Origin of the sequence: Paenibacillus litoralis (assembly GCF_046244365.1) — a bacterium.
Taxonomy (GTDB): domain Bacteria; phylum Bacillota; class Bacilli; order Paenibacillales; family NBRC-103111; genus Paenibacillus_V.
The window spans coordinates 8,627,125-8,640,913 of the sequence record NZ_CP176395.1; the positions used below are offsets into that span (position 1 = coordinate 8,627,125).

Below are 13,789 nucleotides of genomic sequence, written 5' to 3' on the forward strand. Positions count from 1 at the left end.
TATAATACCTAATAATAACTACAAGGGCGTACTGGTCCGCGCCGGACGCCGCACATGTCGCTGCTGTTTTTTTGGAAATATAGAAGGCATACCGTGTAGAAAGAACCCTATACTCTGTCAGGAGGCTACCATGACGATGAGCGAAACCCAACCTGCACATACAGAAACCAAAAAAATAAGCGAGATCCCGATCTCGATCCTCGATCTGGCTCCCGTCATTGTCGGCGGCACGCCTGCGGATTCCTTCCGCCGCTCCCTCGATTTGGCACGCCACGCCGAGGAGTGGGGTTATAAGCGATACTGGCTCGCCGAGCATCACAATATGCCGGGAATCGCGAGCTCGGCCACGTCTTTGGTCATCAGCCATATAGCGGCCGGAACCAAAAGCATCCGCGTCGGCTCCGGGGGGATCATGCTGCCCAACCACGCCCCGCTCGTTATAGCCGAGCAATTCGGGACGCTGGAGTCTTTGTATCCGGGCCGCATCGATCTCGGGCTGGGCAGAGCGCCCGGCTCCGATCAGGCTGCCGCCCGCGCCCTGCGCCGCGGCCTGGGAAGCGACGGCAGCGATTTTCCCGAGCAGCTCGCCGAGCTTCGCGGTTACCTGAATCCGTCGCAGTATGCCGGGGTACCCGGCGTTCGCGCCATTCCCGGCGAAGGGCTGAACATCCCGATCTGGCTGCTCGGCTCAAGCGGGTTCAGCGCTCAGCTGGCCGGCCAGCTCGGTCTTCCGTTCGCCTTCGCCAGCCATTTCGCGCCGGATTATTTGCTTCCCGCGCTCGATTTGTACCGCAAGAGCTTCCGCCCGTCGGAGGTGCTGGAGAAGCCGCATGCCATGGTCGGCATTAACATCATTGCGGCTGAGACCGACGAGGAAGCTCGTAAGCTGGCGACTTCCCAGCAGCAGCAGTTTCTGAACATCGTTCGCGGCCGCACAGGCATGTTAAATCCTCCGGTCGACAGTATGGAGACGCTGTGGACGCCGCAGGAAAAGGCCTATGTCCAAAATACGCTGCGATTCTCCATTGCCGGGAGCAAAGCGACGATTCGCGAACGGCTGCAGACGCTGCTTCAGCAAACCGAAGCGGATGAATGGATCGTAGCCGGTCAAATTTATGACCACCAAGCCCGCTTACAGTCCTACCGAATGATCGCCGAAGTCATAAAAGAGGGCTAGCCTGTTAGAGCCCGCCCGGCTGTACGCAAAAACCCCTTTCGCCTCTTCATTATTGAGACGAAAGGGGTTTTTCCATATGCCATTCGGTAAACCTGCACTAGTCTCCCCCGCCGCCTCCACCGTCTCCGCTGTCTCCGCCGCTCTCGCCGTTCGAGCCCGAATCGGAATCGTTGTAGTTGTTATCGTGAGAGGAGGCCCGGTTTTGCCTTCTTCGTTTCTTTCTCAGATCGAAATATACCGCTATGAAGGCGACCGCTGCAAAAACAAGTATGGCTAAACCATTGCCCACCGGTAACCCCCCTTTGCCATAGGCATATGCGGAAAACCAACCGTGAAGCACGGTGGAGCCCCGACATCCGCCATTGCCAAATGGGGCCTCTTAATTCGCTAGTTTACTCCATTCGGGGTAGTCTTCCAAGTACCCGAATTGGCTCAGCTCCTTAAGCGCCTTCCGTATGCTGTGCTCATCCTCGCCCGATTCGCTCGACAGCTCCAGCAGCTGTTGGATATTCGTATCCGGGTGCTCCTTGCAGAACGTAAGCAAGCCTTTTGCAGCCCAGGACAGCCGATCGTCTTGGAAATCGCCGATCATCTGGCGGAACACCTTGACCGGGAGCAGCTTGATCTCCACCAGAGTCTGCAATCCCTTCATCGTCTGTTTGTCGTTCATCCGGCCGAGCCTTGAAATATCGGCTACTTGCGGTAAATGCGACTCCGAGGAATAGCATTTCAGGACGATGTATGTCATTTGCGCGTAAATATCCAATCCGGGTTGATGAAAGATTTCGTTCGAAATCGTAAAATTGCGTGTACTTTCACTAGCTTGTCCGCCAGCCATCCAAAGTCCCCCTTCATCCGATTTATGGGAGTTCGCTCTGTACATTGCTTGCTTTCTCCGATGTATGGTACAGCTTTCCCGAGTTTTGCTTCGCCTGCCGGAAAATTTGGGTCAGGCTGAAGCTCTTCGGCTCCTCGCTAAGAACCGGCTTTGCCGCCTGCCGCGAGTCGGCAGGCTCTTCTTGCTCCGCTGCATAGGCAGCATCGTCACGCTCGTCCGGCACATACGGGCCGAAGCTCTCGTCCGAAGGCGAGAGCTCTTCTTCCATAAAGAACTCCGCTGCAGCCGCAGCCGTCTGCTTGGAGAGCACATATCCGGAAACGATTTCCATGATTCCATGGCTGAACATACCGTCCCTTTTCAGACGGTTCAAATATTCGATGACCTCGGGCGGCGTGTCCGACGGAATATAGAGGGTCACATCCTTGCCAGGCCTTACGTAAACGGTCGATCTTCGCTTTTTCAAGCAGACCCGCTCCCGCCATCGGCTATGGTTCCCTCATCCGCTTCGGCCGCAGCGCCGGCTGCCGACTCGTCCGCATGCTTCAAGGCGTGATCGAGCAGCAGGAAGGTGCCCCGCACATTGCGGAATTGGCTGTACTCGGCGTTATCGAAGCGTATCGGCAGCCCTAGCTCGGCATTCAGCTTCTCGATCCACGGCTGCAGAACGATCGCCCCTCCGCCGATAAACCAGAATTCGCCTGCGTAGCGGACGTGCTTCCAAGAATTGCGGGCGTATTTCAGCACCTTCTCCGCTAAAATGCGCATGTGCCGGTTCACTAAGGCGGTCATGTCGAACACGACCTTGCCTTCCGAATAAATTTCATATTCCTTGTTGACCAGCATCAGCGTCAGCTCGGCCGTGCTGGAGATGAGTTCCTCGCCCTGGCCGTTAATCTCGTTGCGAATGCTTTCCAGCGCATTGTTGAGATAAATTTTAGCCCCGGTGGAGTGGCGCTGATCCAGGTCCAGTCCCGGTTTAAAAAAAGCGATGTCCATATCGACGCCGCCTATATCGGCAATCCCAAATCCTTTGTGGGACAGGTGAGACTTTGAAGTCGCTTCTATATCGTAAACGCCGGACACATCGTCAATGCCGATGTCCGTGGGCAGCGCAAACTCCATATCCACCGTTACGCCTTTAAATACGGGGGTGGTCACGAATGTGACGGCGTGAACGCCGTGCGTTATTTTATGCGCGAATTCGCTGCGGAATTTGGCGACCTCGCTGATGGGCAGTCCCGTCCCCAGGTTTACCTGAGCCTTGATCCGCGTTTTCCCTTGTTTGATCACGTCTTCATGCTTCTTAGCGATGGCATAGGCGGCTGCCGTAAGGAGCGTGACCATAGTCTCGGGGCGCTGGGCCTTTTTTTGCACGGCTTTATCGCCAACGATTTCATGAACGATCCCTTCGTTGCCGATCGCCAAATTGCCGACGTAAACGTGCCGGTACTGGTCGCTTTCGATTGCGGAAGACGTGATCTGCACATCAAGGAAATCCAAAGGCTCGCCCTGCTCCGTCAAGAAAAACAGCTCTCCGAACGGCTGAGCCACCACATTCGGAAAAATAAAGCTGCAGTCCAGCCGGTCATAGATCGCCTTAATATGACTGCTGCCGCTATCGATGGATAGAGTGATGGCAGTGGTAACGACGTCGTTTTTAGCCAAGTCCAGTCCCCTCTCCTCAACCTGAAAATCTTTATTATACTAGTTCGGACCTATTCGCCGGTCTGAGAGGGTCTGCGGCCATTGCTCATATTTTTCCAGTTCGATCAGCCGCAAATAAAGTTTGAAGTTTAAACGTTGAAGCTTATTGCGGAACTTTAACGTTCAAAGTTCAAAGTTTAACGTTTAAACTTTAGATTTTAAACGTTAAACTTCGATGAAACGCCAAAAAACCGCCGCAGCCATTTGCTGCGGCAGCCGCTTGACGCCGTTACTTGCGCTTACTGGCGTTTCAGCCCCTTGTGCGCGACCGAGGCCAGCGCCGCCCCAAGCAGCGGGGCCGCCAGGAATACCCATACCTGCGTAAAAGCTTTGCCCCCGAGCCAAACGGCAGGCCCCAAGCTTCTAGCCGGGTTAACGGACGTTCCCGTCAAGGCGATGCCGAGAATGTGAACGAAAGCAAGCGTAAGCCCGATGACCAGACCGGCTACCCTGCCGTTCGCTTCGCTCGAAGTTACGCCAAGAATCGTAAACACAAATACGAAGGTCAGTACGATTTCGACGATCAGCGCCGCCAAAAGAGGGATGCCGATGCCGTATCCTTCGCCGAACCCGTTCTGGCCCAGATTTTTTACCGCATGACCGGTCGAATCGATGATCGCATACAATAAGGCTGCGCCGGCAAGCGCTCCTGCGACCTGCGACACGACATAGTACGCAAAATCTTTGGCCGACAGCTTCCCGTTTAGGAGCATGGCAAAGGAGACGGCGGGGTTAATGTGACACCCGGAAATCGGACCGATCACATAGGCCATCGCCACAATCGACAAGCCGAACGCAAAAGCGATGCCCAGATTGCCGAGATCCCCTCCGGCCGTAGCCGCGCTGCCGCAGCCGAATAGCACCAGTACGAACGTTCCGATAAACTCGGCTAAGTACTTTTTGTGAGAGTTGTTCATTCAAGTCCCTCCTCCGATTGGACGCTCTGACGAGCTACACAAATCCTATTCCATCGGCGGCCGACTTATTCCGTTTTCTTGCTATTGCGTCTATCGGGCCATGCCAGACGCGGGTAGGAGGGAAGAAGATGCGGGTATTTGCCAAACCGGTCAATCGGGATGCGGCGCGAACCGGAAGCTTTCCAGCTCGACACGGCCGTTTACAACGGTAACGCCCTCCTGTTCCAAATACATCATTTGCAAAAACCGGGATTCCTCGTTCTGGATCGCAATCTCGCCCTTGGCATTGACTACTCTGTGCCACGGCAGTTTGTGTATGCCGCTTAAGGCGTGCAGAATGCGAACCACCTGCCTCGCTGCCCGCGGGCTCCCTGCCTGCCTTGCGATCTGTCCGTAGGTCATGACGTATCCTTCCGGTATGCTCTTGATGACTTCGATGACCCGCAGCGTAAAGGGCTCCATTTGTCAGCCTCCTCCTTTGTCCACTTATAACATTTGTGTTTTTTTCATTTCGCTATTATAACGTTTTTGTTATTTCATACATTATTTTTTATAACGTTTCTGTGTTATATTTCGATATCCAGACATCTATAACGTTAGTGTTATATTATCGATTTCATCTTATCTCTCCTGTTGCGATCCTGCTACCGCCATTATACTGCTTCTGTTTCCAACCGACGCACGAATCCAAAAAAGCAGCTAACCCGGAAAACGCTCCCCGTGAAAACTGCTTCGGCTGCAAAACCCACCCCATACACGAACCGGGCTATTCCTTGCTTTTTTTCGATCCGCCGGCCTGCGCCATCCGAATGATCTTCTCGAGCCCTTCGATATACTGGCGGAACATATCGTGCCCATGCTCGGTTGACGTGCAGATCGTTTTCGGACGCCGTCCGAAGAACGTTTTGGTCACTTGATTCGGTTCTGAAACACGCACTATTCGTGCGTATTCGCATGATCTTTTAACTGGAAAACATGCTGTTACTTCTTGTTCCTACGGGCTTCGTAACGTCATCTAACTGGAAAACTTACCGTTCATTCTGAGAATTCACCCATTTGTGGAGGTAACATGCGGAATAAGATGGAGAAAATCCAGTTGGCTCCAAGCTGCAGATCAAACTGGCCAAAATAAATGGAGTTTTCCCAGTTACTTCATCCAAGAAGATCATATTTTTGCAGCAAAGATGATACACGAATCGTAAAGAAGGCCAACCAGAAAATCTCCCGGATGGCCTAAATAGTATGAAGAGGCAATCCCTCCGCCATTTTCATGGTTTTCGAGATAGCCTCTTTAGAGGAGAACTCCTTTATTTCGCGGTGACGCCGCCGTCTACCGGCAACTCCACGCCCGTTATATATGCCGATTCGTCGGATGCGAGGAACAGAACCGCTTCCGCCACCTCGGATGCCCGTCCGACTCTCGGCAGAGCGGTCTGGGACAGGAACCACCCCAGCATCTGTTCGTTATTGACAAATTCGGCGCTCATCGGCGTTTCGATAAAGCCCGGATGTACCGAATTGACCCGGATATGGTCCTTGCCGAAATCGACGGCCGCCGCTTTGGAGAGCATACGCACGCCGCCTTTGGAGGCCGTATAGGCCCCGGCGCCGCTGCTGCCGGTCAATCCGGCGATCGACGAAATATTGATGATCGAGCCGCCGCCGTTAGCCTGCATATGCGGAATGACGTGCTTCATTCCGAGGAAGGTGCTCGTCAGGTTAATGTTCATCACTTTATTCCACTGCTCGATCGTCGTTTCCAGCAAGCCGGCAGCCAGCGAAACGCCCGCGTTGTTAACCAATATGTCCACCTTGCCGTACGTACGGATCGTATCGCTCACAACCGTTACCCAACCATCTTCGGAGGCGACATTGTGCGCGAACGCAGAAGCTTGTCCCCCGCTTGCCTCTATTTCCCTTACAACCGCTTGTACCGCGGCTAGATTAATATCGGTCGCCGCTACGGCGGCCCCTTCTTTCGCTAACAGGATCGCTTCTTCGCGTCCCATGCCGCTTCCCGCACCCGTAACGATTGCGACTTTCCCATTTAAGCGTGCCATAATCAGGTCCCCTTTGCTATCGTCTGATTGGTTGACTCGTCGGAAACACCTTGCTATCGGCGTCATGATAGTATCACTATCACCACAAGATTTATTATATCATTACAGTCTGTGAAACTCAATTTCCTCCTTGCGGAAGGAATAGGCGGGCGCTATAATACTCATAATTCTAATGCCGACTTAGCGGACGAAAGGATCAACGCTCATGGATCCGAAAGCCAGATACGAAAAAGAACGCGCCGACGGCAAGCAGCAGCGGCTGTCGCTGATTCTCGCATCCGCGGAGCGCGTGTTTGTCCAAAAGGGAATCGAAAAAACGACGATGCAGGATATCGCCAAGGATGCCAATATCGGCGTGGCTACCGTATTCCGGTATTTTCCCAAAAAAGAAAAACTGATCGTAGCCGTCGCGACCGGCATGCTTGAACCGATGCTCGACGGCTTTCAAACGATTGCCGACATGCCCTTATCCTGTTTGGACAAACTGGATAGACTGTTCGACTTCTTTATTTCGCGGCTTGAAGACCATCACGGCGGAAACACGAAATTTATGGAGGATTTCGACAGCTATGCGGCGCATTCCCTTGAACCGCTTGAGGATATGGCGGATTTCAATGCCCTGAACCGCAAAATTTCGCGCGAGTACGCCAGAATCATTCAAGACGGCATGCAGGACGGCTCGCTCCGCTCCGATCTTCCCGTCAATGAGATTTTAACGACGCTGGTCAATACGTTCGGCCTCTTTGCCAGAAAGCTCTCTCTGCAAAAAAACATCCTTTTGCTCGAATCGGATCTGGAGCCGGAGCGTCAGCTGGCCATCTTGAAGAAAATTTTGCTCGACTACGTCAAAGCTTAAAGAAGAACGGCCGGTATCCCCTTATTGGAGGAAACCGGCCGTTTGTTCGTCCCCGTTACCGGACCCTGCGAGATTTGCGTAGTCTTGCCGAGGATCCATCCTTGCCGCTGCCGAGTAGGCAAAAAGCTGGCCGTTCCATTTTTTGTTTCGCGTGGAACAATTCGACGAACTGTACCCTACTCCTGAAGCAGCATGAAGCGGAGTGACATTTTTGTCACTTACAGGCCGACGCGCGTTACGCGAGACGGATACAAGGATAAACGACTGCCGGCGTCTTATGACGCTGGAGTTTACCGTAGGTGGAGAGCCTCCTCGAGGAATATACTTTCTGAAACACTGCAAAAAGCGTACCCACCTGAATGGATACGCCCCATCAATCCTATGTCCTCACCCTGCCGCAATACGACCCTGGTCTTCCGCTTCCTTGATTTGCTTGCTTCTTAACTGTCCGCAGGCGGCATCGATGTCCGTCCCGTGCTCTAACCGTACGCTGCAGCTAACTCCTTGCTTCTTAAGCGTGTCATAGAAGGCACGCACCGATTCTTTCTCGCTTCTTTGATATTGGCTGTGCTCATCCACCGGATTGTAAGGAATGAGATTCACATTCGCGAGCTGCCTTCGATCGCCGACGAGCTCCGCCAGCTCAAGCGCATGCTCCCGGCGGTCGTTGACATCCTTGAGCAAAATATATTCCAGCGTAATCCGCTGATTCGTTTTGGCCAAATAGTAATCGATCGCCTGCATCAGCTTTTCGATCGGGATGGCACGGTTGATTTTCATGATCCGCGTCCGAAGCTCGTCGTTAGGCGCATGCAGCGAGATCGCCAAGTTTACCCGCAGGTTCGTATCGGCGAATGCCCTGATTTTATCGGCGAGGCCGCTCGTCGAAACGGTGATATGTCTCGGCCCGATGGCCAGCCCTTTGTGGTCGACAACGATCTGCAGAAAGTCGATCAGGTTCTTGAAATTGTCGAACGGCTCGCCGATTCCCATCACCACAATGTGGCTCACCTTAAGGTCCTGCTGCGCTTGATCCAAGTGCTGCTGAACCTTCATAATCTGCTCGACGATCTCGCCGCTGGACAGATCCCGGCTTTTGGCCAAAAGCCCGCTCGCGCAAAAGCTGCACCCGATGTTGCAGCCAACCTGCGTCGTGACGCAAACCGAAAGCCCGTATTTATGCTTCATCAACACCGTCTCAATCAGGTTGCCGTCCTTCAGCGTAAACAAGAACTTCATCGTGCCGTCCGCCGACTCCTGCCTGACATGCTCGCTTAGCGTTTGAACGACAAAATGCTCGGCGAGCAGCTCCATGCATGCTTTGTTGACATCGGTGATCTCCGAGAAATCGGTTACCCGCTTCCTGTACAGCCAATCCCAAACTTGCAAAGCCCGGGATTTTTTATGCCCGCGTTCCGCAAGCCATGCGGTCAGTTGCTCTAATGTTAATCCATAAATGGATGCCTTATTCATTCGTTACCCTCTTTTCAAAAACGATAAATGAAAGCCGATTTCGCCGACTAGCCGAACTCACAATCTGATTAGTATTGTCCCAGAATTGTTTTGTTAAAACAAGGGGAGAAGTTAGCCAGTTCTTAGGGATTCCTTCCTTGGCTTCGGATTCTCGTCACCAGCCTGCCCTCAGTTATTCAATCCGTTATCCTCTAAGACGGAAAATTTATCGCCGTATTCCTTAATGATATGGGACTCGCCCCAGACGCATAAGGAATCCAGGATCGGCTTCAAGCTCCATCCGTACTCGCTCAGCTCATACTCCACTTTCGGCGGCACCTGATTATAAATGATCCGGTTCACGATTCCGTCCTGCTCCAGTTCCCTAAGCTGCTGCGTTAACATTTTCTGTGTAATGCCGGTAAGCACCCGTTTCAAATCGCTGGTCCGCTTCTTCCCGTGGGTCAAATGACAGAGAATGACGCATTTCCACTTGCCCCCGATCACCTCCAGCGTCGCCTCCACCGAAATGTTGTATTTCTTCTTGGTTATCATCGATCCGTTCCCTCCCTAACCGCTTGCTTCTTTGTAGGAACTTCAAAGTGCTTACGGTACTTAAAGGTTCCTATAGCACTTATAAGTACGTACTATTCATGAATGCTCGAATACCTCATAATAGCATCTACCGGCCGGTAAAACCAATCTGTAGGAGTGGAACGAATGGCAGCAGCTACGAAAAAAAGAAGTACGCTGGCGCTTCTGGCATTAGCGATAAGCGCCTTTGCGATCGGAACAACCGAGTTTATCAGTGTAGGGCTTCTTCCACTTATCGCTGAAGACCTTCATATATCCGTTACGGCAGCCGGATTGACCGTTACTCTGTATGCGTTAGGGGTAACGTTCGGCGCTCCTGTCTTAACGTCTTTGACCTCCGCCATGTCCCGTAAAGCGCTGCTCATAGGGATCATGCTTGTCTTTATTGCGGGTAACAGCCTCGCCGCCGCTGCGGACGGAGTTGTTCTGCTGCTGATTGCCCGCGTCATCTCGGCGCTTGCGCACGGCGTATTTATGTCCATCGGTTCCACCATCGCCGCCGATTTGGTACCCGAGAACCGCAGGGCGAGCGCCATCGCCATCATGTTCTCCGGGCTTACGGTAGCCACCGTCACGGGAGTGCCGCTCGGTACCTTCATCGGCCAACAATTGGGGTGGCGCGCCGCCTTTGTCGCCATCGTCGCGGTCGGTATCCTGGCTCTCATCGCCAACCTGCTCATGATTCCGGCGGGACTGCGCAAAGGGGCGGCTACCCGACTCAGCGATCAGCTGAAGCTTGTCGCGAACGGCCGATTGCTGCTTGCTTTTGCCATTACGGCATTGGGGTATGGCGGGACTTTTGTCGTCTTCACTTATTTATCCCCGCTGCTTCACGACATAACCGGATTCAGCGAAAGCGCGGTAGCCGTCATTCTGCTCTTATACGGCATCGCCATCGCGATCGGCAACGTCATCGGAGGCAAAGCGGCCAACCGCAAACCGGTTCAAGCTCTATTCTATATGTTTGCGTTTCAAGCGGTCGTGCTTCTCCTTCTGGCCTTTACCGCGCCGTATAAAGCCGCCGCTTTGGTCACCATCTTCTTGATGGGCTTGCTCGCCTTCATGAACGTCCCGGGCTTGCAGGTGTATGTCGTCATGCTTGCGGAACGGTTTGCGCCCAAAGCGAAGGACACCGCCTCCGCCGCCAATATTGCCGCATTCAATGCGGGTATTGCCATAGGCGCGTATTTGGGCGGCGTAGTGGCGGACACGATCGGACTGATTCATACCACCTGGGTAGGCGCATTGATGGTTGTCGGGGCCGTCCTATTGACTGCCAAAGGCCGCTCCCTAGAGAAAGAAAACCGGGCTCCCGTCAAAGCCGAGCCCGTCTATGATTGAACACCCGTTACCGAGCATTGTTCAAATAAACATACAGGAGGCACTACCTCACATGACACCACAACATTTACAAGACACTACAACGTTGCGCAACGGCATATCCATGCCTTGGCTGGGAATGGGCGTATTTCAAGTAGAGGAAGGCTCCGATCTGGTGCATGCGGTCAAAACGGCCGTAAGGCACGGCTATCGCAGCATCGACACAGCCGCCATTTACGCGAATGAAAGAAGCGTGGGACAAGCTATCCGGGAGAGCTTGCAGGAGTTCCCGGTTGCCAGAGACGACCTTTTCGTTACCTCGAAAGTATGGAATGCGGATCTGGGTTACGAGTCGACGCTCGCCGCCTACGAAACCAGCCTAACGAAGCTGGGCTTGGACGCGCTTGATCTGTATCTCATTCATTGGCCCGTAAGCGGGAAATATAAAGAGGCGTGGAGAGCGTTAGAGTCCTTGTACAAAAACGGGCGTGTCAAAGCCATCGGGGTTAGCAATTTTCAGATCCATCATCTGGAGGACCTGATGAAGGACGCCGAAATCATGCCTATGGTGAATCAAGTGGAATTCCATCCTTATTTATCGCAAAGCAAGCTGCGGCAATTCTGCAAAGAGCAAGGAATTCAGCTGGAAGCCTGGTCGCCGCTTATGCAGGGGCAACTGCTGGATAACCCCGTCTTAAAGGAAATCGCGGCAAAATACGGCAAGTCGGTCGCTCAAATCATTATCCGCTGGGACCTTCAGCATGGCGTCGTCACGATCCCCAAGTCCACGAAGGAACACCGGATCGTCGAGAACGCCTCGGTCTTTGATTTCGAGCTCGCCCCGGAGGATATGGAACGAATCGACGGTTTGAACCGGAATCACCGGGTCGGCCCGGATCCGGACAATTTCGATTTTTAATACGAAGACGCCATTTCTCCCCTTGCGAAGGAATGGCGTCTTTCTCCTGCATCGGCGGCGAAAGCCGGTTCCCTGAGCGGAATGCATGTCATCCGCCTGATGATGGAACAATACCGGAAGAACGTCACTGTTGGCCTGAATGAGCTTGCCGGTTTCGGATCGACCGAATCGTCGCTGTAATGCCTTCTTCGAATGAAGTAGCCGGTATGGGACCGACTAAACGCTCATATTTCTTGCCGCTTAAGACCACGGGCTCTTCGGTTAAATACAGCATTTCGACGATCTCTTTCATGACCGGGACAACTGCGCCCAGAAGCGACAATCCTATTTTACCGACAGGCACAACCGGTTTGGTCTTGCCGCTCGCTTGCTGCGCGATTCGGACAATATCCCGCCCGGCAATGACGCCCCGCCCCGGGATATTCCAGTTTTGCCCGTAAGCCTCCTCCCGGCCCGCCAGCTCGACGATCATGACTGCCGCATCGGGCAGGTACACGTATTCGCGGGGAACGCGCATATTGCCGATGAACATCGCAGGCCGCCCGGCTGCGATCGCCTCCAAGGTCGAGCCCAAATACGAAGCTTTCGTTGCGGAAGGCCCGTAATAGTCCGGCAAGCGCACGATGAGCCCTTTTGACCGGTTCCAGCGCGGACTTAAAAACATACGCTCGAACGCAAGTTTCACTTTCCCTTTACGGGTATGCGGGTTCTTCGGATGCTCCTCGTCAACCGGGGTATCCGACACCCTTCTGCCATAAGGGTAGATGCCGTCTACGGCTACTATTCTTGTTTCCAGTCGATGGGCCGCTTGCATCACCGCTTCTCCCATCGGGAGGAGCTTGGCGCTCATTTCGTTGTAAGGAACCGATGCACAGTGAAAAATAACATCCGCGCCTTGAGCCGCCGAGTAGACATCGTTCTCGTTGAACACGTCTCCTGCTCTTAGCGTGAGGTTGGCTGGGTTTCCCAGATCATCCGCAAGCTGTTCAAGCTTTCGAAGGGACCGCCCGAAGGCGATCGTATCCAACCCTCTCTTCAGCAGCTCCGTAATAATGGCCGTTCCCGTTCCTCCGGTGGCACCTAATACAATCGCTTTTTTTAACATGGTCTACCCCTCCGATTAGTAAGTTATTGATCAATCACTAACTAGCTGATAAATAAAAAAAGAAAATCTTCTTTTCGTATCTAAGGGCGGACTTCGCCCCTAGATTTCGCTTACCGATCTACTCTTCTTCCGGATGCTTAGGCTTCAATTCCGGCATACCAAGTACGGTGGCAATGTTGCACAGCATTCCATTGGCCATAAACGTACTTACAAGAACTTCGGTATGGGCCATTCCGGCTTCCGTAAATTTCCGTTCCACGAGGCTCGTTACGTTTCGCATGCCGGTTTGCATTGCCGTCCGGATCGCTTCATCCCGAATGCCGAATGCCTGCACCTGTAAAATGATCTCATTGGGGTGCGTTTCCATCAGCCGTTCATACGCTTGGATCATCTCCTTGAGCAGTTCTTCCGCAGGCGCTTGTATCCCCGTAAAAGAGCGGATTATCCGGTCGAAGGCCCGCTCCAGAGAGGCTACGAACAATTCCTCTTTGTTCATGAATACCTTAAAAATATAAGGCTGGGAAATCCCTACCCTCTCGGCAACCTGCGCCGTTGTCGCCCTGTAGTATCCATGTTCCGCAAAAACGACAACCGCCGCCTCTACGATCTGCTCCTTACGGTTTACCGCTGTTTGTTCGTCCGGCTTAATGCCGGCCTTGCCGTTTTTTTTCTCCATGACATCCTCACTTTATGCAGCTTCTTCGAGGTTATTGATCAATCACTTCCTAATGTGTAGTATAACCTCCGTTCCTTCAAAAGACAACAGGCAATATATAATTTTTCGTAAGGCGAGGATACACCGATAAATTGAAAAAGACCGCCGAACCCTCTCGGCAGTCTAATA

At 53.1% G+C, this 13,789-nt stretch carries 16 protein-coding genes; 4 read left to right on the forward strand and 12 right to left on the reverse strand.

What is annotated here, in order from left to right; genetic code table 11:
- Positions 1 to 136 precede the first annotated feature (136 nt).
- Positions 137 to 1,177: an LLM class flavin-dependent oxidoreductase gene (locus ACKGJP_RS36445; RefSeq protein ID WP_409343581.1), complete on the forward strand. Its 1,041-nt coding sequence runs from the start codon at positions 137 to 139 to the stop codon at positions 1,175 to 1,177.
- Between the two features lie 97 nt (positions 1,178 to 1,274).
- On the opposite strand, the gene ACKGJP_RS36450 is transcribed toward ACKGJP_RS36445, so the two are convergent.
- From ACKGJP_RS36450 to ACKGJP_RS36485, 8 genes are all read right to left on the reverse strand, one after another.
- Positions 1,275 to 1,466 (reverse strand): hypothetical protein, encoded by a 192-nt coding sequence (locus tag ACKGJP_RS36450; RefSeq protein ID WP_409343582.1) that lies wholly within the window; start codon positions 1,464 to 1,466, stop codon positions 1,275 to 1,277.
- 90 nt (positions 1,467 to 1,556) lie between these two features.
- A complete protein-coding gene (locus tag ACKGJP_RS36455) occupies positions 1,557 to 2,015 on the reverse strand; it encodes a hypothetical protein (RefSeq protein WP_409343583.1) in 459 nt (152 codons plus the stop codon).
- A 22-nt stretch (positions 2,016 to 2,037) separates the two neighbouring features.
- The gene (locus ACKGJP_RS36460; RefSeq protein WP_409343584.1) at positions 2,038 to 2,481 is read right to left on the reverse strand and encodes a hypothetical protein; all 444 of its coding nucleotides are present in this window, start codon (positions 2,479 to 2,481) and stop codon (positions 2,038 to 2,040) included.
- Complete coding sequence (locus ACKGJP_RS36465; RefSeq protein ID WP_409343585.1) at positions 2,478 to 3,683, reverse strand: hypothetical protein; 1,206 nt, start codon at positions 3,681 to 3,683, stop codon at positions 2,478 to 2,480. Before ACKGJP_RS36465 ends, ACKGJP_RS36460 begins: the two co-directional genes overlap by 4 nt.
- A gap of 278 nt (positions 3,684 to 3,961) precedes the next feature.
- Positions 3,962 to 4,639, reverse strand: a complete 678-nt coding sequence (locus ACKGJP_RS36470; RefSeq protein WP_409343586.1) for an MIP/aquaporin family protein — start codon at positions 4,637 to 4,639, stop codon at positions 3,962 to 3,964.
- A 150-nt stretch (positions 4,640 to 4,789) separates the two neighbouring features.
- Positions 4,790 to 5,101 (reverse strand): MGMT family protein, encoded by a 312-nt coding sequence (locus tag ACKGJP_RS36475; RefSeq protein WP_409343587.1) that lies wholly within the window; start codon positions 5,099 to 5,101, stop codon positions 4,790 to 4,792.
- Positions 5,102 to 5,405: 304 nt separating this feature from the next.
- Positions 5,406 to 5,552 carry a transcriptional regulator gene (locus ACKGJP_RS36480; RefSeq protein WP_409343588.1) on the reverse strand — a complete coding sequence of 49 codons (147 nt, stop codon included), beginning with the start codon at positions 5,550 to 5,552 and terminating at the stop codon, positions 5,406 to 5,408.
- Between the two features lie 394 nt (positions 5,553 to 5,946).
- Entirely contained in the window at positions 5,947 to 6,699 is a 753-nt protein-coding gene (locus ACKGJP_RS36485) for an SDR family NAD(P)-dependent oxidoreductase (RefSeq protein WP_409343589.1), read from the reverse strand.
- Between the two features lie 205 nt (positions 6,700 to 6,904).
- Here ACKGJP_RS36485 and ACKGJP_RS36490 point away from each other — a divergent pair, with 205 nt between their 5' ends.
- On the forward strand, positions 6,905 to 7,555 hold the full coding sequence (locus ACKGJP_RS36490; RefSeq protein ID WP_409343590.1) for a TetR/AcrR family transcriptional regulator: 651 nt from the start codon (positions 6,905 to 6,907) through the stop codon (positions 7,553 to 7,555).
- Between the two features lie 387 nt (positions 7,556 to 7,942).
- On the opposite strand, the gene rlmN is transcribed toward ACKGJP_RS36490, so the two are convergent.
- Complete coding sequence (gene rlmN / locus ACKGJP_RS36495) at positions 7,943 to 9,028, reverse strand: 23S rRNA (adenine(2503)-C(2))-methyltransferase RlmN (RefSeq protein WP_409343591.1); 1,086 nt, start codon at positions 9,026 to 9,028, stop codon at positions 7,943 to 7,945.
- A 168-nt stretch (positions 9,029 to 9,196) separates the two neighbouring features.
- The gene (locus ACKGJP_RS36500) at positions 9,197 to 9,562 is read right to left on the reverse strand and encodes a winged helix-turn-helix transcriptional regulator (protein ID WP_409343592.1); all 366 of its coding nucleotides are present in this window, start codon (positions 9,560 to 9,562) and stop codon (positions 9,197 to 9,199) included.
- Between the two features lie 165 nt (positions 9,563 to 9,727).
- Here ACKGJP_RS36500 and ACKGJP_RS36505 point away from each other — a divergent pair, with 165 nt between their 5' ends.
- Together ACKGJP_RS36505 and ACKGJP_RS36510 are read left to right on the forward strand one after the other, a co-directional pair.
- Positions 9,728 to 10,942: an MFS transporter gene (locus ACKGJP_RS36505; RefSeq protein WP_409343593.1), complete on the forward strand. Its 1,215-nt coding sequence runs from the start codon at positions 9,728 to 9,730 to the stop codon at positions 10,940 to 10,942.
- A gap of 52 nt (positions 10,943 to 10,994) precedes the next feature.
- Entirely contained in the window at positions 10,995 to 11,840 is an 846-nt protein-coding gene (locus ACKGJP_RS36510) for an aldo/keto reductase (RefSeq protein ID WP_409343594.1), read from the forward strand.
- A gap of 124 nt (positions 11,841 to 11,964) precedes the next feature.
- Here the strand turns inward: ACKGJP_RS36510 and ACKGJP_RS36515 are convergent, their stop codons facing one another.
- Together ACKGJP_RS36515 and ACKGJP_RS36520 are read right to left on the reverse strand one after the other, a co-directional pair.
- Positions 11,965 to 12,945, reverse strand: coding sequence for an SDR family NAD(P)-dependent oxidoreductase (locus ACKGJP_RS36515; RefSeq protein ID WP_409343595.1), 981 nt, complete (start codon positions 12,943 to 12,945; stop codon positions 11,965 to 11,967).
- Positions 12,946 to 13,063: 118 nt separating this feature from the next.
- Positions 13,064 to 13,621 (reverse strand): TetR/AcrR family transcriptional regulator, encoded by a 558-nt coding sequence (locus tag ACKGJP_RS36520; RefSeq protein ID WP_409343596.1) that lies wholly within the window; start codon positions 13,619 to 13,621, stop codon positions 13,064 to 13,066.
- Between the last annotated feature and the right edge of the window lie 168 nt (positions 13,622 to 13,789).